Origin of the sequence: Bifidobacterium sp. B4079 (assembly GCF_026537385.1) — a bacterium.
GTDB classification, from domain to species: Bacteria; Actinomycetota; Actinomycetes; order Actinomycetales; family Bifidobacteriaceae; genus Bombiscardovia; species Bombiscardovia asteroides_I.
Genome location: NZ_JAFNMH010000001.1, coordinates 327,260 through 351,089 on the forward strand (window position 1 = coordinate 327,260; position 23,830 = coordinate 351,089).

The window sequence follows — 23,830 nt, forward strand, 5'->3', positions numbered from 1 at the left end:
AGACTGGAACGCATGAGTTTCGTCGCGCCTCAAGCCCAGGATGTTCGGCAGGTCCTCTCTGCAGTCATGAACGAATGTTCGTCCGCCGCCAGCCCTCAAGTAGAGGATGCAGTGGCGGCGGTGATCACTGTCGAGCATGACCTGACCTACTTGCCTGACACCCTGCGCGCCCTCTTGCGACAGAGCCTCTTGCCACGCCTTCTGATCATCGCGGACTGTTCGGGATCCACTGTGGAGCCTCTCTATGCGCAGTTCCCGGTGGACGGGCCAGCGCGGGTGGAGGTGCAGGTGGTTCGCGCCCGAGGCGCCTCCTCATTCGGCGATGCCGTGAACAAGGCGCTTGGCTATGCCCGTCTGCCTGGTCGGATCCGCGCTCTTTGGCTTCTGCATGACGACTGCCGTCCCCTGGATGATCATTGCCTGGACAAGCTGGTGGACACCTGGCACAGCAATCCCACTGCCTCCCTGCTGGGCGCCAAGCAGTATGACTGGCAGGGCGAGGGACTGCGGGACGTGGGTCGGTATGCCTACCATCACCGAACAGTGAGCCTGGTAGTGGACAGTGAGCCCGACCAGGAGCAGTATGACGCGCGCCAGGATGTCTTTGCGGTGAGCCTGGCCGGCGTCCTGGTGCCCATGCAGACTATCAAGGACCTGGGCGGACCAGGCTCCTGGGCTGGCACTTTCGGCCAAGCCGACGATCTCTGCCGCCGCATCTGCCTGTCAGGAGGACGGGTGGTGGTGGTGCCCAGCGCTCGGATGGCCCATGCCAGCGCCCGGGTGAGCGGATTGCGCGATAGGAGTGGACGGCCGGTGCAGCCCGACCACCGCTTGGATGCTTCTATGGGCCCCATGCTGGCTCGGGAGCGTTACCTGCTGACCGATTTTGCCCTGCCTTGGTGGCTGTTGGTCTGGCTCTGGCGGATCCTGGCGGCACTGTGGTTCATGGCCCTGGATCTTATCGGCAAGCGGCCCTACAGGGCCCTCTGCCGTCTGTGCGCACCCTGGCGGATCCTGGCCCGTCCTGCAGCGTTGCTGACCATGCGTCGCCGCCTGACTTCCGCCTGCCATGGCAGTCCCCGTCGATTGGATGTTCTTCAGGCCAACGGTCAGCAGATCCGGCAGTGGCGGCAGCGCAGGCAGGCCTTCCACGACCAGCAGGAGCATCCCATGCTCAGCCATCTGGCATTGGCTCATCTGCGCAAGCAGTTCCTACGTCGCCTAGCCTGGGCTTCAGGGATGACCATAGCGGTCTTGGTGGCCCTGGTGGCTACCCACTGGCCCCTCTGTCGTGCCATCTTTTCGGGAGGGGCCGTCCACGCGCCCTCTCTGCCTTCGTCAGGAGCCGACTGGTCCAGTCTGCTGGCGGCAGCCACCACCTCATGGTCCTGGGCGGGGGGTGTGGGGCAGCCCGCAGTTCCTGCCCCCTTCCTTCTGGTCCTCCTGCCTTTCGCTCTGCTGACCGGCGGTCATATGGCTCAGGCCATGGCCCTTATGCTCTTGACGGAGACGGGACTGGCCGCTCTGTCCTTCTGGGCCCTGGCCGGCGTGGTCACCAGATCCAATCCAATCCGCGTCCTGCTGGGGCTGCTCTGGGCTTGCCTGGCATTCGCCCTGGGCATGGTCGATGGTCTGCAGCTGCCCATGCTGACGGTCATGGCCTTTATGCCTGCCGCCTTTGCCTTCGTTTCCAAGGCTGTGGGGCTGTATCAGACCGAGGCCCCCGTGCGCCCCAAGGCCTCGGTGCAGCAGGCGGCTCTGGCCTCCATCTGCTTCCTGCCGGTCCTGGCAGCCGAACCCCAGCTCATGCTGGCCATGATTCCGCTCTTCATTGTGGCGATCTGCCTGGTGTCCTCCCACCGGATCATGCTGCTGCTGATGCCCCTGCCTTCGGTGCTGGCCCTGGCGCCCACCTTGGTCAACTCCCTGCATCATGCCAGTCAAGGGCTTTGGAGGCAGTTGTTCTCTGACCTGATGATTCCTTCGGCTGACCTGACCGGCCGACCCAGAACCGGAAGCTTGGGGGAACTGCTGACCCGCCTGCTGGGCCTGGATGTTTCAGCCCTATGGCCCATCAGGTGGCGACCTGAACTCTGGCGTCCGGCCGCGCTGGCCTGCTGTTTGCTGACGGTGGCCCTACTGGCTTTTATTGCCCTGGTTGTGCCTCGGGCGCTCAAGGCGGCCAGGATTCTTTGGATCACGGTCCTGCTGGGCCTGGTTCTGGCGCTGGTTTCGCAGGCGGTTTGCACTGGTCTGGACCAGACCGGCCCAGTGGCTGGTTCGGTCCTGCCTGGCATGATGATGGCCTTTATGGGGCTGCTGACCTGTCTGGGCCTTCTGGCTGGCAGGGCAGTCCGTCCTTTCTCGCCCCTGGCTCCTGGGCATGATCAGGCCTCTGACGGCAATGCGGATCGCCCGCCCTTGCCTCCTGCGCAGTCCTTCCCAACATCAACAGTTTCGGTCGATGATGGCGGACGGGTTTTGAGGCTCCTGCTGGGCCTGGTCCTGGGCTTGGTAACTGCGGGCGTGGCGGTGGCCGGTTTGGCGGCGCCTGTCGGCGGGCCCCTGTCCGCTGACGGCCGGCAGCTTCCGGCTGTGGCGGTGGACTACCTGGACAAGGATCCATCCCATCGGGTGCTGGTGCTGACCTCGCCCTCCCATGGCCGCGTGGCCTACAGCGGTCTGCACACCTCACGCGGAGAGCTGATCGATGCCTCGCCTGCTCTGCGTGCCCAGCGGGTGGACGGCGGGCAGATGACCGGCGAGGACGTCCTCTCGCATTCGGTGGCGGCTCTGATGGCCAATGCTGACTCCAAGGCGGTAGCCGCTGTGACCGACCTGGGCTTCGGGGGGATCTATGTGCCTGTCGACCGTTCCGGGGCAGCGGGCTTGGGGTCCACGCCCAACGATGACCTGGTTTCCAACATCACGGCCAGTGACGGCGCCCAGCAGGTTGTGGCCAACGCCCAGGGAACCTATTTCCGTTTGAGTTCACAGTCCGGCGAGGACACGGGCGTTGATATGACCGGGGTCCGTCGGGCAGAGGCCAGCACCTGGAGGAGGGTCTGGCTGTGGGCCCTGTGCTTGATCCTGCTGGGATACTGCCTGGTGGCTCTGCCGCGTCCGAGCTGCTTCGGAAGGGAGCAACTATGAGTGCACGAAGCAAAGGATCCCTGGTGGCCGCTCTGGTCACGGCGCCCTCGGTGGCGGTCCTGATTGCCGCTCTGTTGATCTGGACGCTTCCGGCCTCCTTGGCCGATGGAGCCAGGGGCTCGACAGTCATGGCCAGCCGGGTCAGCCAGCGGGAGGTGGCGGCCTACTGCCCGGCTCGCATGGCGGTAGAGGACGAGGACAAGGTAGGCGATGACCAGTTCAAGGCATCGGAGGGCGATCTGAGCTCCCGTGTCACAGCTGCAGCTTTCGGGTCCATCGGTAGTTCCAGCCTGACTCCAATGGGGGGCGGGCAACGCACCATGGTGACTGATCCCGATCTCTTGGACGGGCAGAAGGCCATGGCCGCCTCGCTAGACCCTGGCGCTTCGGCTACTGCTTTCGACTCTCGGATGCTCAAGTCCCAGCCGGGCACGGGGGCTGCTGTCGGCATGGTCTCTTGGGCCACCAAGGGCGATCTGCGGGGGATCCAGGCGCTGGCCTGCCCACGGGCCGCCATGAATGCGGACTTCCTGCTGCCCGCCACCAGCAGAGGGATCACCCAGCGGCTGGTGGCCTACAACCCGTCATCCAAGGCCACGGTAATCAGCCTTGAGGTCCAGGGTTCGCACTCCTCGGGCCATCTGTCACTTGAAACAGGAAAAACCATTACCGTGGCACCTGGCGGCCATGCTTCATATGACCTGTCTGCGGCGGCTCCTGGCCAGCAGGCCATCTATGTCCGGGCCCGCAGCTCCCAGGCCCCGGTGGCCATGTCGGTCTCCGTCAATGTCATGTCTGGACTCGATCCGCGCGGCTCGGATCAGGTGACTGCCCTGGCGGCTCCCGGCCGTGATCTGGTCATTCCCGGCCTGCGAGGTGCAGACCAGGCCACCCTGCTGCTGCAAGGTTCCCATGCCACGGCGGTGGAACTGTCCTGGGTGGATGAAGGCGGTCAGCAATCCCTGCGGCGGGTGGATCTGCAGGGCTCTCAGGCCACGGCGGTGGACCTGGGTGGCGTGCCCGATGGCAAGCTGGCTCTGCAGGTGCATGCCGACCGGCCTGTTCGCGCGGTCCTGCAGGTGACCGACCAGGGCAGTCAGGACCAGTCGCAGTCGGATCTGGCTCTGATTCCTGCAGGGACTGCTGCCGCCTCCTCGGCGCTGGCCATATCCCAGCCAGCCCAGGCCGTGCTGACCTTGGTCAACCCATCGGCGAATCCGATCAAGGCTGAACTGGTTGGATTCGACGAGAAGGGCAACAAATTGGGAGGGCGCTCGCTGACTGTAGAAGCGGGCCGGGCCAATGAGCTTTCAATCCATGATCTGGGCGACCAGGTGGCCGCTGTGCGGATGAACGAGGACTCTGGGCATGGCTCATCCCGGCTGATCTGGAACGCCCGCCTGAGTGTGGACGCAGTCAACCAGGCTGGTCTGGCCGGCCTGGCGGTCATGGCTCCTGACGGGCTCATGCCCACCACCACCGTGATCCGTTCCGGCCCCGACCCAACTGCCCTGCCCTGAGATTAGGCCTTCAGCGTCCCCACATGGGGTCGATCTCCTCGGGGTCGCGCCCGTAAAGGTCAGCCAGCTGCAAGACCAGCTCGTCGCGGATGATCAGTTCCAGCTCGGTGCGGTCTCGGGTTTTGCTCTGGATGGGCATCCGGTACAGGACGATCCTGGCGGGAATGCCGCGGCCCGCCGGGAAACCGCGTGAGAACAGGTCCGACCTGTCCTCCCAGGGGGTGGGGTCGGAGGGCGGCACATCCTCGACGGCGAATTGGACAGGCTTGACCAGCTGGGGCCAGCCGGCGCCCAGCCGCCGGATCTGGGCTGCGGTCAGATCGTCGAAGATACCGCATCTGGTGCGATAGCGGGGCAGACGGGTGCCGAAGGTGGGTCGACGAGTCCCCCGGCCATGACTGTCCCGATAGACGCTGCGGGACCAAGGCGGCTGATCGTTGATCATGACACTCACCATAGCCCCTCAACTCGGTGGCGGTTTCGATTCAGGGTGTCTTGTAGCATGGAGCGATGATCGACAAGCGGATGGGAGCAATCATGGCGGAGGACGGTGCGGTGAGCGTGGCCTGGTGGGGCAGCCAAGACATAAGTTCCATCTGCGCACGGGCCCGGGTGCTGGCCTTTGATCTGGACAATACCCTGGCGCCGTCCAAGACCCGCATGGACCAGACCATGGCCGTCCATTTCGCCGCCCTGACCCAGCTCCGGCCCGTGGCTATCGTCTCGGGCGGACGGTTCAGCCAGTTTCGCGACCAAGTGCTGGATGCCCTGCCCGACGACACCCGTTTCGACCAGCTGCATCTGATGCCCACCAGCGGCACCCGCTACTACCGCTGGCAGGACGGAAGCTGGAATTGCATCTACGCCCACGACCTGAGCGCCCAGGACCGGCAGGCCGCCGGGGCCAGTCTGGAGCGAAGGGCCAAGCAGCTGGGCGACTGGGAGGAGCAGGTCTGGGGGCCGCGCATCGAGGATCGTGGCAGTCAGATAACCTTCTCGGCCCTGGGTCAGCAGGCCCCCGTGGCAGCCAAGGAGGCCTGGGATCCGGACAACAGCCGCAAGGATGCCCTGGCCCGGGCCGTGGCCGCCGACCTGCCCCACCTGCAGGTGCGCTCCGGCGGCTCTACCAGCGTGGACATCTCAGCCAAGGGCATCGACAAGGCCTATGCCATGACCTCCCTGGCCAAGATACTGGGCGTGGATGTCGGCCAGATCGCCTTCGTGGGTGACCGGATGGATCCGGACGGCAACGACTATCCGGCGGCTCTGGCCGGGGCCATGGCTCTGCGTGTGCACAATCCTGCCGATGCCCTGGACTTGATCCGGGTTCTGGAGGCTGACCTGGCTTGAACCTGCTGAACCTGTCCGCAGACGAGTCTGTGAACAGTGATTCTGTGAACAGATAGCCTGTTCATGCACATGGCTTTCTTCTGCTTGCCTATTCTCAATGTCTGAGGGTTGGCTAGACGATATGCGCAACCATTCATTGCCATCCGGCCGACTCCGACAGGCCGTTTGTGCTGTGGCCTCGGCCTTGGCGGGCTCGGCCATGGGCCTGCTGGCTCCTCGAGCCTGCGCCGGCTGTGACCGCCCTGATCTCCTGCTCTGTCCCACTTGCAGATCCCTGCTCTTCCGACCCCTGTCGGTGCCTGCGCCCGCCTATGCCCTAGGCCAGGCCCTAGCCTGTGCTCCATATCGTGGACCCGTACGGCGGATCATTCTGGCCTGGAAGGACCATGACAACCGACCCTTGGATGGACCCTTGGGCCAGGCTCTGGCCGATCTTGCTCCGGCCCTGTCCAGGCTGATCGATCCTCTGCTTCGGTCCAAGCCTGCGAAGGCGATCCTGGTGGTTTCCGCTCCCTCCTCGGCCGCCTCCTTGCGAAGACGGGGGAGGGCTCATCTGCAGCCGATCCTTTTGTCTCTGGTCCAGGCCCTGCAGCGGCAGGGCATGGACGTCCGGGTGGAACCGGCGCTGATCATGAACTCCGTAAAAACCAGGTCTGTCCAGGCGGGCGGCCGCCGGAGCCGTTCACGTCGGCTGACGGGCCGGATCGCGGTTGCGGATCCCTCGCGGCTGGACGGTCATCCTGTCCTGGTGGTGGACGACATCATCACCACGGGATCCACAATCCGCCAGTGCGCTCGTGCCCTGGAGACCGCAGGCGCTCTGCCCCTGGCTGCCTTGGCTCTGGCGGCCGTCCCTCCAGGCCATGGGGATGTCTAGCGGGCTTGGGCCACGGCCATCTCGTCCCAGCGGGTGGTGGACCGAGGGGAGAGCATGCCCCGGTTCATGGCCCAGTCGGCCCCTGTGTCCTCGTCGCCCCGGCCCTGGCCGCGGATGCCTCCGTAGCCTATGCCTACCCGGAAGGGGCCGAAACGACGGGTGGCATCTTCCAGGACATCCCCCAGACCATGGGTGTCCCAGGCTGCTTCCAAGCCTTCCAGAGTGTGGAAGTGGCCGGCATCGGTCAGGTCCAGCAGAACTACCCCGGCGCGGATCCAGCGGGCGTGCGGATCCACCCGGCCCTTGAGCGCCCGGCTGGCTGCGCCGGCGATGACCAGGGGATCGTCGCTGGGGTCCTCCAGGACGACGGTCCGGCTGGCTGCGCAGAACTGCTGGGGCGCATAGGGGCTGGTGGAGCAGAAGACCCGCACCCTGCCGCACAGGCCGTGCTGCCGACGCAGACGGCGGCAGGCCTTTTGGGCGTAGATGCTCAACGCCTGGGCCAGGGTGGCGTAGCCCTCGACGGGGTGGGAGAACATGCGCGAGCACAGAATCTGATCGGTGCGCACGCCCCTGGCGGCATTCGCCTCGGGTTCGATGCAGGGCCGTCCCCTCAATTCCAGCACGGTGCGCTGCAGCATGACGGAGAACCGGTGACGGATCAGCGAGGGATCGGCATCGCGCAGATCCAGGGCAGTGGTGATGCCCATGCCCATGAGCCTGCCGGTCAGACGTCGGCCCACCCCCCAGACCTGGTCGACGGGCACCGATGCCAGAGCCTGGTCGCCATACTGGGCCTCCACCTGGCTCCAGAGGGTGATTCCCTCAGTCGAGGGACGGTCCTTGGCCCAGTGGTTGGCTACCTTGGCCAAGGTCTTGGTGGGCGCCACACCCACGCTGACGGGAATGCCGGTCGACCGCAGGACCGCGGCGCGCAGCTCCCGGCAGATTTCGACGGTGCGCTTGTCACTCCAGATGCTGTCCATGAAGCATTCGTCGATGGAGTAGACCTCCTGGTTGGGCAGAAAATGGGTCATGATGGCCATCATGCGCCTGGAGAGGCTGGCGTAGAGCTCATAGTTGGAGCTGCGGGCCACCACCCCGTCCTGCAGGGCCCGTTCACGAATGGTGAACCAGGGTGTGCCGTTGGTGATGCCTAGGGCCTTGGCCGGGCGGTTGCGGGCCACCACGCAGCCGTCGTTGTTGGACAGCACGACCACAGGGCGGTCAGCCAGGGAGGGGTCGAAGACGGCCTCGCAGGAGGCAAAGAAAGAGTTGGCGTCGGCCAGGACCACCTGACTGGTCAGAGCGGTCCCGGGTGCAGGATCGGCCGGTCGCTGTGCGCTCATGCCGACCCCCAGCCCGTGGAGGGATAGACGGGCTTCCGGTCTCGACTTTCCGTGCGTCCGGGTCCGCGCGGAGTATGTCCGGGATAGGTGACCTGAGGCAGGGGAGAGCCGTTCCGTGACCCGCTTCTGGTGTCCACCCGCTGCCAGTGGTAGTTGCCAATGACCACCCCCCAGATGACCAGTTCCTCGCCCTCCTGGGGCATGAAGTCGGGGTAGGCGGGGTTTTCGGCCCGCAGCATGGTCCGTCCCCTGCGCCTGGCCAGCCGCTTGACCAGCAGTTCGTCGTCCAGGATGGCGATGACAATGTCCCCCTCGCGCGGCTCCAGGGACCGGTCGACCACCAGCAGGTCCCCATCGAAGATGCCGGCGCCGGTCATGGAATCGCCGGCCACATGGATGATGAAGGTGGAGTCGGGGTGAACGATGACGTTCTGGTCGAAGCTGAAGTCGCCGCTGAAGTAGTCCTGGGCTACTGAGGGGAAGCCGGCGTGGACAGCCTCCAAGGCCTGGGGGACAGGGCTGGGGTGTTCCCGGAAGAGGCTCAGGGCATCGACCCGGCACTCCCGCAGGGGAGCAGGGGCCGCATCTGGCGACCCATGAATGGTAGCGACCATGGCACACCTCGAACTCGATGGCATTCGAACAAATGTTCGATTTCATTATGAGCCGAGGTGGGCCTCCTCGTCAATGCGGCGCGTCGGGCCCGCCGGAGCGGTTCCCGGCCCCCTCGTCCTCGTCGGGGTCGCGGTGATATCTGGGCAGGGTGATCTCGAAGTCCGCCCCGCGCGGATCGTCCACCACCTGCACCTGACCCCCATGCAGCTGGGCCGCCCAGCGGGCGATGGACAGCCCCAGCCCGGTGCCGCCAGACTCCGTGCCAGGCCCGGCCTTGCCCTTGACGAAGCGCCGGAAGATGTCGGTGCGGGCCTCAGGGGGTATCTGCGAGCCGAAGTTGACCACATTGGTGACTATGGCCTCCTGCTGCCGGTCCTCGTGGGCCTGGATCAGCACCGTGGTGCCATCGGCCGAGTGCTTCAGGGCATTGCTGATGACATTGGTGAAGAGCTGGCGCAGCCGGTCCTGGTCGCCCTCCATTCTCAGGCCCTTCTCCAGATCAACTTGGATGTCGTGGGCGTGCCCGGCGTCGGCTACGGCCAGAGGTTGGAGGGTCTCGTCGATGAAGTCGCCGAAGTCGAAGTCCTCGATCTGCAGGCTGGCCGCCCCGGCCTCCATCCTCGACAGGTCCAGCAGGAAGGCGATCAGGTCGGACAGCCGGTGGGTCTGCTCCAGTATCCCCTCCAGGTTGGCTGGCGTGGGCTCGGTCACCCCGTCCGCCATGTTTTCCACCATGGCCTGCAGGGCCGAGACGGGGGTGCGCAGCTCGTGGCTGACATTGGCCACCATGTCCCGGCGCATCTGGTCGGCATGCTGGAGCTCCTCGGCCATCTCGTTGAAGGACTGGGCCAGGAGCCCCACCTCGTCATGGCTGGTCGTCGTGGCATGGACCCGGACCGTATAGTCCCCGTCGGCCATGGCCTCGGCCGCATCCCGCATCTGCCGCAGGGGAGCGGTGAGCCCCCGAGAGAAGAAGTAGGTGATCCCCAGGGCCACAACCAAGGTCAGCGGCATGGCAATCCAGCCGCTCCAGCCCATCTTCAGCAGGAACCAGGCCATGACGAAGGCGATGGCTGTGGAGATGATGATCAGGACGCTCAGCTCCACCTTCAGTGAGGCGAAGGTTCCGATGGGCCGTTCGCGGTCCACCCGCGCACTCAGACTGGGCCCCTTGCGCCGGCTTCTGCCGTCCTTGCTCATGGCGTGCATCCGCGGCCGCTACCGCTGTCCCTGTTCCTGATCCTCGGGCGGCTCGAAGGCGTAGCCCACACCGTGCACGGTGCGGATCATCTGCGAACCCAGTTTGTGGCGCAGGGCCTTGACGTGGGAGTCCACCGTTCTGGTGCCCGAGGCATCCACCCAGTCCCAGACCTCCTCCAGCAGCTTCTCGCGGGTGAGCACGGACTTGGGCCGACGGGCCAGTGTGGCCAGCAGGTCGAATTCGGTGGGGGTCAGGTGGATTTGTTCTCCGCGCAGGGTCACGATGCGCTGGGCTGGGTCGATGACCAGGGATCCGAAGTCCAGCACCTTCTCGTTCTCGGAGTTCTTGGCGATGACCTTGGCCCGTTCCACCCGACGCAGAAGGGCCTTGCAACGGGCGATCAGCTCGCGCATGGAGAAGGGCTTGGTCATGTAGTCGTCGGCCCCGGCGCCTAGACCGGTCACCTTGTCGGCCTCGTCGTCCCTGGCGGTCAGAATCAGCACCGGCACCGGCCGCTCGGCCACGATCCGCTTGGTGGCCTCCAGTCCGTCCATGACGGGCAACATGATGTCCATGATGACCAGGTCGGGTTTGATCTGGGATGCGGCCTGCACGGCGCTGGCGCCATCCGAGGCCACCCGGGCCGTCCACCCTTCGGCGGTGATGCGCTGGGCGATGGCGGTGGCCAGGGTGGGTTCGTCCTCAACCACCAGGATGGTGTTGGGTGTAGTGTAGCGGCTTTTGTTTTTGATCATGCCTACCTCTGTTTTCGATCGCTGATCCGCAAAACGATGCTCGTCATGCGGGGTGGAGCCTTGCCGGCATTCGTTCCACCACCGTCATTTCTTCCAGAATAGTCTTCAGAGCCTCCAGGGGAAGTGTGCTCGCAGAGAACCGCGTCGTATTTGAGCCCCGTCGGCAAGTCCATGCGCAATGACATTATTATATGGTATTTTATCGACTCGTTCTGGAGGATATATGGGTTACAAGGTCGGTGACATGGTCGTCTATCCGCGTCATGGGGCCGCCAGGGTGGATGCCATCACCGAACGGACTGTCAAGGGCGTCACTCGCAAGTACCTGCAGCTGTCCGTGCTCTCCTCTGACGGGCTGGTCATCAACGTCCCCGTCGAGAACGCGGCCAAGGTGGGCGTCAGGGACATCGTCGACGCCAAGGCGGTGGCTAAGGTCTTCGAGATCCTGCGCACTCCGGTGGTCGAGGAGAAGGAGATGAACTGGTCCCGCCGCTACAAGCTGAATGTGGAGAAGATCGCCACCGGCGAGGTCAACAAGATCGCCGAGGTGGTGCGCGACCTCTCCCAGCGCGACGTGGACGAGCACGGGCTGTCGGCGGGCGAGAAGCGGATGCTGATCAAGGCCCGGAAGATCCTGACCTCCGAGATCGCCTTGTCCGAGAAACTGGGCGAGGACGAGGCCCAGCGTCTGCTGGATGTCAACCTGGGCTATGCGGAGCCCATGCCCGGCGACGACAAGCACCATACCAAGTCCCCCAAGGAGCCGGCTTCCAAGACCCTGGCACGGGTGGCTCAGGAGGCCGCCAAGACCAAGGGCAAGACCAAGACCAAGGGCAAGCGCTGAGGCCGGATCCGGTCATGGGCCATCCAAGCGTTGGACTGGGCTTTGATGCCCACCGCTTCGACCTGACTGGCGGGCGTCCCCTCTGGCTGGCCTGCCTGTCCTGGAATGACGGAACCCCTGGCCTGCTGGGCGATTCTGACGGCGATGCGGCCGCCCATGCCCTGATTGATGCCATCTTGTCAGCCGCCGATCTGGGCGACATCGGCACCCTGTTCGGCCTGGGATCGCAGTCCCCTGGTGTGGGCATGCATGGGGCAGCCATGCTGGAGAAGACCATGGGCTGCCTGCATGGACACGATCGCAGGCTGCTCAACGCCTCCCTGGTCATAGTCGGCCAGCGCCCAAGAATTGCCTCCCGTCGTCGCCTGGCCCAGCAGGCCATGAGTCAGGCTGTCGGGGCTCCGGTTCGGCTGACCGCCACCACCACTGATGGCATGGGCTTTACCGGTCACGACGAGGGTATCGCCGTCATGGCCACCGCTCTGGTGGACTGACCGGCATCAGGCGCGCAAGGCCGCCCATCCCTTGGCCAGAGCCCAGAAGAGGGTGGACAGGGTCACGATGATGAAGCTGGGTGGAGCAGGCACCATGGCCGAAATAACCAGGCCTCCCCAGATGGAAGCCAGGCAGATCAATCCTGACAGGAGCATGGCCCGCAGGGGAGAGGCTACCAGAATGTTGGCCGTGGCCGCCGGGGTGACGACCAGGGCGAAGATGAGCAGGGTTCCCACTGCAGGTACGGCGATGGTGATGACCCCGGCCATGATGGCCATGAAGGTCAGGTTCATCAGCCCGATGGGCACGCCGCGGGCCTGGGCCACCTGCTCATCCAGGGAGCTGAAAAGCAAGGGCCGGTAGATCAGGGCCAGAAGGATCAGCAGGATTGCGTCGAAGATTATGAAGCCGACGACCTGCCCTCGGGTGATGGTCAGGATGGATCCGAAGAGGATGGCCTGCATCTGCTGGGAGGCCGAGCTGGACATCCTGGCGAAAAAGAGCCCTAGGCCGGTGGCGAAGGCCAAAACCGTGCCCGTGGCGATCTCCCGCTGGGAGGCCCGCTTGCCCAGGGCGCCGATGACCAGTGCCCCGCCCAGGGCGAACAGGCCCATTCCGGCAGAGACCGGCAGCCCCAGCAGGACGGCCCCCGTGGCGCCGGGCAGGCCGATGTGGGCCAGGGCATGGGCGGCGAAGGTGGAGTGTCTGGCGATGGTGAAGTAACCCATGGCTCCGGCGGCTACGGCGATGCACAGGCCAGCCACCATGGCGTCGCGCATGAAGGGGGCGGCGAGGATCTCCATCCAATGGGGGTCGAAGACTGGTGTGGTCATGAGGTCCTTTCCCGGTCCGCCCCGTGCAGGCGGGCCACCTGGCTGGGTTGATAGCGACTGTGGACGGGTCCGATCGGCTCGTCCATATCGGGGGCCACGAACATGTCCCCCTGGGGAGTGGTGACCACCTCCACCTTGGTGCCGTAGAGGTGGGTAAGCAGGTCCGAGTCCAGTACGTCGTCCATGCGGGCGTAGTGGGGGTGCCCGTCCAGCAGGTAGACCGCCCCGGTCAGCACAGGAAGCAGCATGTTCAGGTCATGGGCCACCACCTGGATGGTCATGCCCAGACGGCTGTTGAGCTGTGCCAGCAGGTGGACGGTGGCGCGCTGCCCGGCCAGGTCCAGATTGGCCAGGGGCTCGTCCAGCATGAGCAGATCAGGATCGCAGACCAGGGCCTGGGCGATGGCCACCCGCTGGCGCAGGCCGCCGGAGAGCTGGGACAGGCGCAGGTGGGCCCGGTCCTCCACGCCGACGAAGCGCATGGCCTTTCTGGCGCGCTCGCGGTCCTGCCGGGTAACGGGGTGAATGCCGAAGCGGGTGCCGGTCAGCCCCAGCAGGACGGACTGCTCGGCCGTCAGGTTGGAGTCGATATCAGAGGTGTAGCTCTGAGGCACGTAGCCAATGCGGTTGTTGGCTTGTCCGGCTGTCTGCCCCAGGACTTGCAGACTGCCTGCATCCAAGGGGAGCAGACCAAGCTCGGCCTGCATCATACTGGTCTTGCCGGTGCCGTTGGTGCCCACGATGGCGGTCACTGTTCCCGAGGGTATAGCGAAGGTCCCCTCCGACCAGATCAGCCGTCCGGATCGCCGGATGGCAGCATGGTCGAAGATGATGCAGGCCTGCGTGGATGTTCCATCCCTGTCCTTATCCATGGCATCCCTCTCGGCAGTGGTTTCAGTCAGTGGTTCTGCTCTTATTGAGTATGATTCTCATTATCGTTGGGGAGGGGACAGCGCGCAACTTCAGTAGTCGAGTTTTTCCGAACCGGCTCTTGGACGGCGGTTCCGGTCGGGGAAGAATCTGCGCTAGGCTGGCTCATACGATTTCGACAAGGGTTTGCGCCCGCTTGGATGATGGAGATGTTTTGACTGCAGTGAAACTGGACGGAAAGGCGGCGGCTGCGGAACTCAAGCAGGACCTGCGCGCTCGCGTGGCGAAGTTGGCGGCCATGGGACGCACTCCCGGCCTGGGGACCATCCTGGTGGGGGAGGACCCTGGCTCGCTTAAATACGTGGAGGGCAAGCACCGGGACTGCAATCAGGTGGGCATCAGGTCGATCAGGATTGATCTGCCCGCTGAGGCCGGCAAGGAGCGGATTCTTGCTGCGGTGGATCAGCTCAACCAGGATCCTGACTGCACCGGCTACATCGTCCAGCTGCCACTGCCCAAGGGCGTGGATCCCGCTGAAATCATCGATCGCATCGATCCAGTCAAGGACGCCGACGGCATGCATCCATACAACTTGGGCCAGCTGGTCCTGCATACCGACGGCCGGGTGAGGACCCCCCTGCCCTGCACCCCGCGGGGGATCCTGTATCTGCTGGACCATTACGGGATTGACATGGCCGGCAAGGAGGTCTGCGTGTTGGGCCGAGGATTGACCGTGGGCCGCACCGTCGGGCTGCTCCTGACCAACCGCGGGGTTGATGCCACCGTGACCCTCTGCCATACCCGCACCGGGGATATTGACGCCCATTTGCGCAGGGCTGACGTGATCATCGCAGCCGTAGGACAAGCCGGGCTAGTTGGCCCCGACCAGGTTCGCCAGGGTGCCGTCCTGGTGGATGTAGGCGTCTCCCGGATCTGGGATCAGCAGGAGGGGCGCTGGCGGGTCAGGGGCGACATCGATCCGGCAGCCAGGCTGCCTGCAGCCGCCTACACGCCCAATCCCGGCGGGGTGGGGCCCATGACCCGGGCCATGCTTCTGGCCAATGTGGTCGAATCCGCTGAGCGGGCCGCCGGGATCCCTGCCTGCGACACGCCCGAGGTCTCCCGGCGACAATGACCGTGGTGTCTCCTATCATGGAAAATGTTCGCGCCTGCCGGCGGGAACACATAACTCAATACGGAAAAATATCCACCAACTATACAAGAAACAATTTAATTAATGGCAGAGAACAAGAAGGAAGTCCCCCAGGTCGCGGTCAATGACATCGGGTCCGAGGAAGACTTCATCAAGGCAGTCGATTCCACCATCAAGAACTTCGACGATGGGGATCTGGTCGAGGGGACGGTCGTTAAGATCGACCATGACGAGGTTCTGCTGGACATCGGCTACAAGACCGAGGGCGTGATTCCCTCCCGCGAGCTTTCCATCAAGAAGGATGTCGATCCCGACGATGTGGTCCAGGTCGGTGACACCATCGAGGCTTTGGTCGTCACCAAGGAGGACAAGGAAGGCCGCCTGATCCTGTCCAAGAAGCGTGCCCAGTACGAGCGCGCCTGGGGCGACATCGAGAAGATCAAGGAGGCTGACGGCGTCGTTGAGGGCACCGTCATCGAGGCCGTCAAGGGCGGGCTCATCGTCGACATCGGCCTGCGTGGCTTCCTGCCCGCATCCCTGGTCGAGATGCGCCGCGTGCGCGACCTGTCCCCCTACATCGGGCAGAAGATCAAGGCCAAGATCCTGGAGCTGGACAAGAACCGCAACAACGTGGTCCTCTCCCGCCGCCAGTACCTGGAGGAGACTCAGTCCGAGGTGCGCGAGACCTTCATGGCCCAGCTCAAGAAGGGCCAGATCCGCGAGGGTACGGTCAGCTCCATCGTCAACTTCGGCGCCTTCGTCGACCTGGGCGGCGTGGACGGCCTGATCCACGTCTCCGAGCTCTCTTGGAAGCACATCGACCACCCCAGCGAGGTCGTCAAGGTGGGCGACAAGGTCACCGTCGAGGTGCTGGATGTCGATATGGACCGCGAGCGCATCTCGCTGTCCCTTAAGGCCACCCAGGAAGATCCTTGGCAGCGCTTCGCACGAACCCACGTGCCCGGGCAGATCGTCAAGGGCAAGGTCACCAAGATCGTGCAGTTCGGTGTCTTCGTCTCCGTCGAGGACGGCATCGAGGGCCTGGTCCACATCTCCGAGCTGGCCAACCGCCACGTGGAGAACCCCGAGACCGTGGTCAAGCAGGGCGAGGAGATCTTCGTCAAGGTCATCGACGTCGACTTGGATCGCCGCCGCATCTCCCTGTCCCTCAAGCAGGCCGACGACTCTGTCGACCCGACCTCCGAGGACTTCGACCCGGCCATCTATGGCATGCCTGCCGAGTACGACGAGGACGGCAACTACAAGTACCCCGAGGGCTTCGACCCCGAGAGCAACGAGTGGATCGCCGGCTACGAGAAGCAGCGGGAGGAGTGGGAGTCCCAGTATGCGGCCGCCCACGACCTCTGGGAGCAGCACAAGGCCTTCGTGGCCAAGGAGCTGGAGAACGCCGAGGCTTCGGCTGCCGAGGACAGCCGGTCCTCCCAGACGCCTGCCGCCGGTTCCCGCTCCCGCCATCAGAACTCCGAGGAGACCACCAACTACAGCTCGGAGTCCAGCTCCGAGGGCACTTTGGCCTCCGACGACCAGCTGGCCGCCCTGCGCGAGCAGCTGCTCAAGGAAAAGAAGTGAGCGTTAAGCGGTAAATGGAGGGGTCCGGCCTCGGTCGGGCCCCTCCATTTGTATGTGCTGCCATAAGGTATAAGCGGGAGGTCGGGATGATACGTGTAGGATTGACTGGCGGGATTGCGGCCGGCAAGAGCACAGTGGCGGCTCGGCTGGCTCAGGACGGGGCCAGGGTCATCGATTACGATCGGCTCTCCCACGAGGTCATCGCTCCGGGCGGACCCGGCGTAAGGCCGGTGCTGGAGAGGTTCGGTTTAGGATGCGGGGACGGCCATGGTGGAGTGGACAGGTCGGCTTTGGCGGCACGGGTCTTCGGCGGGCCGACAGCCGACCGGGATCGCCGGGACTTGGACGACATCATCCATCCGCTGGTCTATGACTTGGCCGCCAAGGCCGAGCAGCCCTGGCTGGACGGCTCCGAGGTGGTGGTCCATGAGGTGCCCCTGCTGACAGAAGTGGGCTCGGCCATTCCCTTTCATTTCGACAGAGTCTTGGTGGTGGAGGCTCCAAGCCAGGTGAGGATTGCGCGTATGGTGAATCAGCGGCATATGACGCCAAGCCAGGCTGTTGAGCGCATCGGTTCCCAGAGCAGCAGCAGTTCGCGACGCGCTCAGGCCGATCTGCTTGTTGACGGGTCCCAGCCTATCGAACAAATGTTCGAGTTTGTTGATAGAATATACAAAGAGCTACAGGTCTTGGCCCAGGAGTCCTCGCACAGCGACTGAGGGGCCTTAGGCGGATGACGCATCCTGGAAGGGAGTTTCATGGGGTTCAATATTGAGCGGACCGACAAGCCCTTCGTGGTCAAGTCTCCATATAAGCCCTCCGGCGACCAGCCAGAGGCCATCGAGGAACTGGCCACGCGGATCGAGAACGGCGAGAACGACGTGGTGCTCATGGGCGCCACCGGCACCGGCAAGACCGCAACCACGGCCTGGCTGATTGAGCGTCTGCAGCGGCCTACCCTGATTCTGGAACCCAACAAGACTCTGGCCGCCCAGCTCTGCGCCGAGTTCCGCGAGCTGATGCCCGACAATGCGGTCTCCTACTTCGTCTCCTACTACGACTACTACCAGCCTGAGGCCTACATCCCTCAGACGGATACCTATATCGAGAAGGACTCCAACATCAACGACGACGTGGAGCGGCTCCGGCACGCCGCCACGGCCAACCTGCTGACCAGGCGCGACTGCGTGGTGGTGGCCACCGTCTCCTGCATCTACGGCTTGGGCACGCCCGAGGAGTACGCCGGGCGCATGCTCTTCCTGCACGAGGGGGACAGGATCAACCGGGACGACCTGTTGCGCAAGTTCGTGGACATGCAGTACAAGCGCAACGACATCGCCTTCACCCGAGGCACCTTCCGCGTGCGCGGCGACACGGTCGAGATCATCCCCGTCTATGAGGAGCTGGCCGTCCGCATCGAGTTCTTCGGCGACGAGATAGACCGCATCTCCACCCTGCACCCGCTGACCGGCGACGAGATTGCCCACGAGACCTCCGTGCACATCTTCCCCGCCTCCCACTATGTGGCAGGTCCCGAGCGGATGGAGCGCGCCTTGAAGACCATCAAGGAGGAGCTGGACTGGCGTGTGGGCCAGCTGCGCAAGCAGGGCAAGGAGCTGGAGGCCCAGAGGTTGACCATGCGCACCACCTACGACCTGGAGATGCTCACCCAGATCGGCACCTGTTCCGGGGTCGAGAACTACTCCCGCCACTTCGACGGGCGCGAACCCGGGACGCCGCCCCACACTCTGCTGGACTTCTTCCCTGATGACTTCCTGCTGGTCATCGACGAATCCCATGTGACCGTTCCCCAGATCGGAGCCATGTACGAGGGGGATGCCAGCCGCAAGCGGACCCTGGTCGAGCATGGCTTCCGGCTGCCTTCGGCCATGGACAACCGTCCGCTGAAGTGGCCTGAGTTTCTGGACAAGGTTGGCCAGACCGTCTACTTGTCGGCAACGCCGGGCGACTATGAGATGGGTCTGTCCGACGGGGTGGTGGAGCAGGTCATCCGGCCCACCGGTCTGCTGGATCCCGAGGTGGAGGTGAGGCCTGTCAAGGGCCAGGTGGACGACCTCCTGGACGAGATCAAGGCCCGAGTGGCCCGTCACGAGCGGGTCCTGGTGACCACGCTGACCAAGAAGATGGCCGAGGACCTGACCGACTACCTGCTGGAGCGAGACATCAAGGTGGAGTATCTGCACTCAGACGTGGACACCCTGCGGCGGGTGGAGCTCCTGCGGGAGCTGCGCGAAGGCAAGATCGACGTCATTGTGGGCATCAACCTCCTGCGTGAGGGGCTGGACCTGCCCGAGGTCTCCCTGGTGGCTATTCTGGATGCGGACAAGGAGGGCTTCCTTCGCTCCTACCGTTCACTGATCCAGACCATCGGCCGTGCGGCCAGGAATGTGTCCGGCAAGGTCATCATGTATGCCGACGAGGTCACCGACTCCATGGACAAGGCCATCAGCGAGACCAACCGTCGCCGGGCCAAGCAGATTGCCTACAACAAGGAGCACGGCGTGGACCCCAAGCCGCTGATCAAGAAGATCAGCGACGTCAATGACATGCTGGCGAAGGAGGATGTGGACACCCAGACCCTGCTGGCGGGTGGCTACCGGAATGCCAACAAGGCTGGCAACTCCCATTTGGGTGTGCCCCTCTACGACAAGGAGGAGGCCGACAAGCGGCATCAGGAGATTCTCCAGGCTGGTCTGCCGGCTCAGGACCTTGCCGACCTGATCCGTCAGCTGAGCGACCAGATGCACACGGCTGCGCAACAGCTGCAGTTCGAGCTTGCAGCCCGTCTGCGCGATGAGATCAAGGATCTGAAGAAAGAGCTGCGGCAGATGACCGAGGCGAAAAAGTAAGTTTGGCCTTTCGGCCAGTGGTCCCTACACGACTGTGTCGTGGGACTGTGATGTGGGACAAGACATCACAAGCCCTGATTGCAGACTGCCGTCTGTGAGGAGTTCTGACATACGGGCGGGGGAGATGAGCACGTCGTATCTTGCCGCTAGAGTCTGGTGATATGTCCGAAACACCTCTGCCGTTTATGGTTGTGAGCCTGGTTGTGCTGGCCATCTTCTTCGTGGTTGATCTTTTGGTGATCGGGCGGCGGCCGCATGTGCCTTCGACTGGCGAATGCGTGCGGCATATCGGCTTCTTCGTGGTCATGGCCCTGATTTTCGGGGCGTTGATTTGGAAGGTTGCCGGTTCCAAGCCGGCTATCGAGTTCTACTCGGGCTGGCTGACCGAGTACTCGCTCAGCATCGACAACCTTTTCGTCTTCGTCATTATTATGAGCAATTTCGCCGTGCCTTTACGTCTTCAGCGCTATGTGCTCAGCGTCGGCATCGCCATCGCCCTGCTGCTGCGCGGCGTCTTCATCCTGGCCGGGACAGCGCTGATCACCCGCTTTACCTGGGTCTTCTTCATCTTCGGCTTCTTCCTGCTCTATACCGCCTGGAACATGGTCTCCAGCCGGGGCAAGCAGGAGGAGTACCACGAGAACGGGCTGATCAGGGTCCTGCGTCGGGTCATTCCCATCACCAGTCATTACGACGGTGAGCATCTGCGGACCACCTTTGAGGGCAAACGCTGCTTCACGCCCATGCTGGTGGTCTTCCTGGCCATCGGCACCACCGATGTCATGTTCGCCTTTGACTCCATTCCGGCCATCTTTGGACTGACCAAGGACCCCTTCATCGTCTTCACTTCCAATGTCTTCGCCCTGCTGGGCCTTCAGCAGCTCTACTTCCTGTTGGGATCCCTGCTGGACAAGCTGGAGTATCTGCCCCTGGGGCTGGCTGTGGTCCTGGCTTTCATCGGTGTCAAGCTGATTATGGAGGCTCTACACGGCAACACGCTGCCTTTCATCAATGGTGGGCAGCCCTTGGAAGCAGTACCGGACATACCTACCTGGGTATCCCTGCTGATCATCGTCCTGGCCGTAGGCATCGCGGCCTTGGCTTCAGTGCTCAAAAGCCGCCATCAGTCTTCTCAAGCAGTCTCGCAGGGAGAGAAATAATAAGTAAAGCCTTGAGCCACAAGGGTTGTTAACGCTAACGGAAATTATTGGTCCCTATCAGCCTGAGTCTGTACAATAGAACGGTAAACAAGAAAAAGAACAGGCAGGTAGCATATGCGCAAAGCCAAGATCGTCGATACCATCGGGCCGGCTTCGGAGTCGCTGGAAAACATCACCAAGCTGGTCAAGGCCGGCATGGATGTGGCCAGGCTCAACCGGTCACACGGCACCCCGGAAGATCACCTGAAGGTTTACAACAACGTGCGTCAGGCCAGCAAGGAGACTGGACGCAACGTTGCGGCCTTGGTCGATCTGCAGGGCCCCAAGATTCGTTGCGGCTGGTTCAAGAAGAACGAGCAGGGTGAAGACAAGGTCATCCTGAAGGAGGGCCAGGAGTTCACCATCACCACCGACGATGTCGAGGGTGACGAGCACATGACCTCCACCACCTTCAAGGGGCTGCCCGGGGATTGCCATCCCGGCGATCCCATCCTGATCGATGACGGCAAGGTCCGTCTGGAGGTCACCAAGGTTGAGGGCAACCAGGTTCATACCAAGGTGGTCGTAGCTGGTCCGGTCTCTTCCCACAAGGGCATCAATCTGCCCGGCGTGGCCGTGAGCCTGCCGGCACTGACCCCCAAGGACGAGGAGGACCTGCGCTGGGGCATCCGCACCGGTGCCGACATCATCGCCATGTCATTCGTCCGCTTCGCCACCGACATCGACCGCGCTCACGAAATTATGGATGAGGAGGGTCGTCGCATCCCCATCGTGGCCAAGATCGAGAAGCCCCAGGCGGTCGAGAACCTGGAGGAGATCGTGAAGGCCTTCGACGGCATCATGGTGGCCCGCGGCGATATGGCTGTGGAGATGCCTTTCGAGCAGGTCCCCCTGGTGACCAAGCGTTGCATCGAGCTGGCCCGTCAGTATGCCAAGCCGGTCATCGTCGCCACTGAGGTCCTGGGCTCCATGGTTCATTCGCCCATTCCCAGCCGCGCCGAGGCTTCAGACTGCGCCAACGCCGTCCTGGACGGCGCCGACGCCACTATGACCTCCAACGAGACCGCCGTGGGTGACTATCCTGACACTACGGTCTCCACCATGGCCCGGATCTCCGAGTACGCCACCACCCATGGGTTCGACCGCATCCCGGCCATGCACAACCTGGATATGTCCAACTCCGGTGCAGTCTCCTCCGCTGCCGTGGACCTGGCTGACAAGATCAACGCCAAGGCCATCGTGGCCTTCACTCAGACCGGCAACACCGTGCACCGCGTCTCCCGTGAGCGTCCGGCTGCCCCCATCTACGCGCTGACCACCAATGAGCACACCTATCATTGGCTGGCCCTGAGCTGGGGCACCGAGGCCTTCATGTGCGAACAGGACTACCACGACTTCAACCGTGCAGGCCTCATGGCCTTCGTGGATGCCACCCTGAAGAAGGAGGGCAAGGTCTCCGACGGCGATTGCCTGGTGGTGCTCAGCAGCGCTCAGGGCGAGTATGAGCCAGGAAACACCGACTGCATCTACGTGCACACGGTAGGTGCCAACGAATGATTCTCCGGCCCGCCGCCTGGCTGCCGACTGAACAGGCTAGGCAGGCGGCAGCCAGGTTCACTCGGCGCTGATAGAACAAGTAACCGGTGATCTTTCCCCCGCCTGTCAGGTAGGGGAGAGGCCGCCGGTTCGCTATGCGGTGGTTCCTGCCTCAGTGCAAATCGGACAGTCCGATCTTCGCCCGCAGGATGGCGATGGTGGTCTTGGCGTCCAGTATGGTCCCTGCAATCACCATGTCGTAGGCCTCATCAACAGTGAAGAGTCGCACATTCTGATGGGGGGTCTCCGGTGCCAGGCTAGTCGGCTGGACCGGGGTCAGGCCCTGGGCATAGAAGAGGGTGGTGTGCTGCGTGGAGAAGCTGGGGGTGTTGATGAACCTGGCGAACTGGTTAAGGGAGGCAGCCTTGTACCCGGCCTCCTCACGCAGTCGTCTAGTGGCTACATCGATGGGAGCTTCCTTGTCGTTGAGCGGATGTCCCGCTGGCAGCTCAAGAGTCCAGCGGTGGATGGGCAGACGGTACTGCTCAACCAGTGGCATCCTTCCGTCGTCGGTGATGGCCAGGACGGCGATGGTGTCTCCATGCTTCTCGCTGACGATGCTGCGATCGAAAATCTGATTGTCGCTGGATTCAAAGGTGACCCTGTCGACGCTGAAATAGTGGCTGTCCATAATTTGCTTGCGGGCCTTCTCCTGGACAGGGGAGGTGCGCCAAGGATCGAACCGTCGATAGATTTGAGTGGTCATCATGCTCTCCTTCGACTGCTGATGTGCCTGTGTACATAACTGTCTTCATTCTAAGGCAGATTCAACACGAATAGCCTTGCGTCGTCGTCAAAGTATGGTACATTCTCTGTGGTAATGAAAAGCCCCCGTATCCCAATTGGTAGAGGAAACGGCCTCAAAATCCGTGCAGTGTGAGTTCGAGTCTCACCGGGGGCACGATAAAGCGAACCCCATCCGTCCCTCATCGGTTTACGGTGAAGTTCGGGTGGACTTTCAGGAAACGAGGTTGAAAGTGGCTTCAGAGAGTAAGAACCGCAGCGATTCCCCCGAAGTGCGGACCGTGGTTGTGGCGGAGGATGAGGCTTTGATCAGGCTCGATACCGTCGAAGCTCTCGAGGATGCCGGCTATGACGTGGTCGGCCAGGCGGCCAGCGGCCAGGAGGCCATTGATCTGACCCGTGAGCTGAGGCCCGACGTAGTGGTTATGGATGTGAAGATGCCCGGCACTGACGGCATTACCGCCGCCACTGAGATCGGCAAGGAGAATCTGGCTCCGGTGGTTATGCTGACGGCGTTCTCCCAGCAGAACCTGGTCGAAAAGGCGGCTGATGCTGGAGCCATGGCCTACGTTGTCAAGCCCTTCGCTCCTGAGAAGCTGCTGCCGGCCCTTGAGGTGGCCATCTCCCGCTTTGACCAGATAAACGCCCTGAAGGACGAGGTCACCGACATGAAGGCCCGCTTTGAGGCCCGCAAGCGGGTGGACCGGGCCAAGGGTCTGCTGATGGAGAGCATGGGGATGACCGAGTCTGAAGCCTTCCGCTGGATCCAGAAGACCTCCATGGACCGCAGGCTGACCATGCAGGAGGTGGCCGACGTGGTCATCAACAACGTGGCCAACCAGAACGACCGTTAGC

Annotated in this window: 21 protein-coding genes and 1 tRNA gene; 14 read left to right on the forward strand and 8 right to left on the reverse strand. The window is 63.4% G+C overall.

Annotated elements, in window-relative coordinates; translation table 11 throughout:
- The first annotated feature begins 12 nt into the window (after nt 1–12).
- Both J3T95_RS01390 and J3T95_RS01395 read left to right on the forward strand, forming a co-directional pair.
- Nucleotides 13–3,153 carry a glycosyltransferase gene (locus J3T95_RS01390; protein ID WP_267450145.1) on the forward strand — a complete coding sequence of 1,047 codons (3,141 nt, stop codon included), beginning with the start codon at nt 13–15 and terminating at the stop codon, nt 3,151–3,153.
- A complete protein-coding gene (locus J3T95_RS01395; RefSeq protein WP_267450146.1) occupies nt 3,150–4,673 on the forward strand; it encodes a DUF5719 family protein in 1,524 nt (507 codons plus the stop codon). Before J3T95_RS01390 ends, J3T95_RS01395 begins: the two co-directional genes overlap by 4 nt.
- Nucleotides 4,674–4,683: 10 nt before the next feature.
- On the opposite strand, the gene J3T95_RS01400 is transcribed toward J3T95_RS01395, so the two are convergent.
- Entirely contained in the window at nt 4,684–5,118 is a 435-nt protein-coding gene (locus tag J3T95_RS01400; protein ID WP_267450147.1) for a metallopeptidase family protein, read from the reverse strand.
- 65 nt (nt 5,119–5,183) lie between these two features.
- Here J3T95_RS01400 and J3T95_RS01405 point away from each other — a divergent pair, with 65 nt between their 5' ends.
- Complete coding sequence (locus J3T95_RS01405) at nt 5,184–6,023, forward strand: HAD-IIB family hydrolase (RefSeq protein WP_416378727.1); 840 nt, start codon at nt 5,184–5,186, stop codon at nt 6,021–6,023.
- A 121-nt stretch (nt 6,024–6,144) separates the two neighbouring features.
- Nucleotides 6,145–6,900, forward strand: coding sequence for a ComF family protein (locus J3T95_RS01410; RefSeq protein WP_267450148.1), 756 nt, complete (start codon nt 6,145–6,147; stop codon nt 6,898–6,900).
- On the opposite strand, the gene J3T95_RS01415 is transcribed toward J3T95_RS01410, so the two are convergent.
- The 4 genes from J3T95_RS01415 to J3T95_RS01430 all read right to left on the reverse strand — a co-directional run bounded on the left by J3T95_RS01415 (nt 6,897) and on the right by J3T95_RS01430 (nt 10,820).
- Nucleotides 6,897–8,249 carry a Y-family DNA polymerase gene (locus J3T95_RS01415; RefSeq protein WP_267450149.1) on the reverse strand — a complete coding sequence of 451 codons (1,353 nt, stop codon included), beginning with the start codon at nt 8,247–8,249 and terminating at the stop codon, nt 6,897–6,899. The two genes, J3T95_RS01410 and J3T95_RS01415, sit on opposite strands and share 4 nt — an antisense overlap.
- Nucleotides 8,246–8,863 (reverse strand): LexA family protein, encoded by a 618-nt coding sequence (locus tag J3T95_RS01420; protein ID WP_267450150.1) that lies wholly within the window; start codon nt 8,861–8,863, stop codon nt 8,246–8,248. Before J3T95_RS01420 ends, J3T95_RS01415 begins: the two co-directional genes overlap by 4 nt.
- A gap of 70 nt (nt 8,864–8,933) precedes the next feature.
- Nucleotides 8,934–10,064 carry a sensor histidine kinase gene (locus J3T95_RS01425; protein WP_267450151.1) on the reverse strand — a complete coding sequence of 377 codons (1,131 nt, stop codon included), beginning with the start codon at nt 10,062–10,064 and terminating at the stop codon, nt 8,934–8,936.
- A gap of 18 nt (nt 10,065–10,082) precedes the next feature.
- Entirely contained in the window at nt 10,083–10,820 is a 738-nt protein-coding gene (locus J3T95_RS01430) for a response regulator transcription factor (protein ID WP_267450152.1), read from the reverse strand.
- 223 nt (nt 10,821–11,043) lie between these two features.
- Here J3T95_RS01430 and J3T95_RS01435 point away from each other — a divergent pair, with 223 nt between their 5' ends.
- Together J3T95_RS01435 and J3T95_RS01440 are read left to right on the forward strand one after the other, a co-directional pair.
- Nucleotides 11,044–11,664: a CarD family transcriptional regulator gene (locus tag J3T95_RS01435; RefSeq protein ID WP_220235957.1), complete on the forward strand. Its 621-nt coding sequence runs from the start codon at nt 11,044–11,046 to the stop codon at nt 11,662–11,664.
- Between the two features lie 14 nt (nt 11,665–11,678).
- Nucleotides 11,679–12,158: a 2-C-methyl-D-erythritol 2,4-cyclodiphosphate synthase gene (locus J3T95_RS01440; protein WP_267450153.1), complete on the forward strand. Its 480-nt coding sequence runs from the start codon at nt 11,679–11,681 to the stop codon at nt 12,156–12,158.
- A 6-nt stretch (nt 12,159–12,164) separates the two neighbouring features.
- On the opposite strand, the gene J3T95_RS01445 is transcribed toward J3T95_RS01440, so the two are convergent.
- Together J3T95_RS01445 and J3T95_RS01450 are read right to left on the reverse strand one after the other, a co-directional pair.
- Nucleotides 12,165–12,992: a metal ABC transporter permease gene (locus tag J3T95_RS01445; RefSeq protein ID WP_220235955.1), complete on the reverse strand. Its 828-nt coding sequence runs from the start codon at nt 12,990–12,992 to the stop codon at nt 12,165–12,167.
- Nucleotides 12,989–13,864, reverse strand: coding sequence for an ABC transporter ATP-binding protein (locus J3T95_RS01450; RefSeq protein ID WP_267450154.1), 876 nt, complete (start codon nt 13,862–13,864; stop codon nt 12,989–12,991). Before J3T95_RS01450 ends, J3T95_RS01445 begins: the two co-directional genes overlap by 4 nt.
- Nucleotides 13,865–14,076: 212 nt before the next feature.
- Between J3T95_RS01450 and J3T95_RS01455 the strand changes: the two genes are divergently transcribed.
- From J3T95_RS01455 to pyk, 6 genes are all read left to right on the forward strand, one after another.
- A complete protein-coding gene (locus J3T95_RS01455; RefSeq protein WP_267450155.1) occupies nt 14,077–14,997 on the forward strand; it encodes a bifunctional methylenetetrahydrofolate dehydrogenase/methenyltetrahydrofolate cyclohydrolase in 921 nt (306 codons plus the stop codon).
- A 102-nt stretch (nt 14,998–15,099) separates the two neighbouring features.
- Nucleotides 15,100–16,605 (forward strand): 30S ribosomal protein S1, encoded by a 1,506-nt coding sequence (gene rpsA / locus J3T95_RS01460; protein ID WP_267450156.1) that lies wholly within the window; start codon nt 15,100–15,102, stop codon nt 16,603–16,605.
- 86 nt (nt 16,606–16,691) lie between these two features.
- The gene (gene coaE / locus J3T95_RS01465) at nt 16,692–17,324 is read left to right on the forward strand and encodes a dephospho-CoA kinase (RefSeq protein WP_267450157.1); all 633 of its coding nucleotides are present in this window, start codon (nt 16,692–16,694) and stop codon (nt 17,322–17,324) included.
- A gap of 39 nt (nt 17,325–17,363) precedes the next feature.
- Complete coding sequence (gene uvrB / locus J3T95_RS01470; RefSeq protein ID WP_220235950.1) at nt 17,364–19,475, forward strand: excinuclease ABC subunit UvrB; 2,112 nt, start codon at nt 17,364–17,366, stop codon at nt 19,473–19,475.
- A gap of 161 nt (nt 19,476–19,636) precedes the next feature.
- Nucleotides 19,637–20,635, forward strand: coding sequence for a TerC family protein (locus tag J3T95_RS01475; RefSeq protein ID WP_220235949.1), 999 nt, complete (start codon nt 19,637–19,639; stop codon nt 20,633–20,635).
- 114 nt (nt 20,636–20,749) lie between these two features.
- Nucleotides 20,750–22,192 carry a pyruvate kinase gene (pyk, locus tag J3T95_RS01480; RefSeq protein ID WP_220235948.1) on the forward strand — a complete coding sequence of 481 codons (1,443 nt, stop codon included), beginning with the start codon at nt 20,750–20,752 and terminating at the stop codon, nt 22,190–22,192.
- A gap of 151 nt (nt 22,193–22,343) precedes the next feature.
- Here pyk and J3T95_RS01485 read toward each other — a convergent pair whose 3' ends face one another.
- Nucleotides 22,344–22,937, reverse strand: coding sequence for an NUDIX domain-containing protein (locus tag J3T95_RS01485; protein ID WP_220237420.1), 594 nt, complete (start codon nt 22,935–22,937; stop codon nt 22,344–22,346).
- Between the two features lie 121 nt (nt 22,938–23,058).
- Here J3T95_RS01485 and J3T95_RS01490 point away from each other — a divergent pair.
- Both J3T95_RS01490 and J3T95_RS01495 read left to right on the forward strand, forming a co-directional pair.
- Nucleotides 23,059–23,132: transfer RNA gene (locus J3T95_RS01490), tRNA-Leu, on the forward strand.
- Between the two features lie 49 nt (nt 23,133–23,181).
- Nucleotides 23,182–23,829, forward strand: a complete 648-nt coding sequence (locus J3T95_RS01495; RefSeq protein ID WP_416378728.1) for an ANTAR domain-containing response regulator — start codon at nt 23,182–23,184, stop codon at nt 23,827–23,829.
- Nucleotide 23,830: the final 1 nt, after the last annotated feature.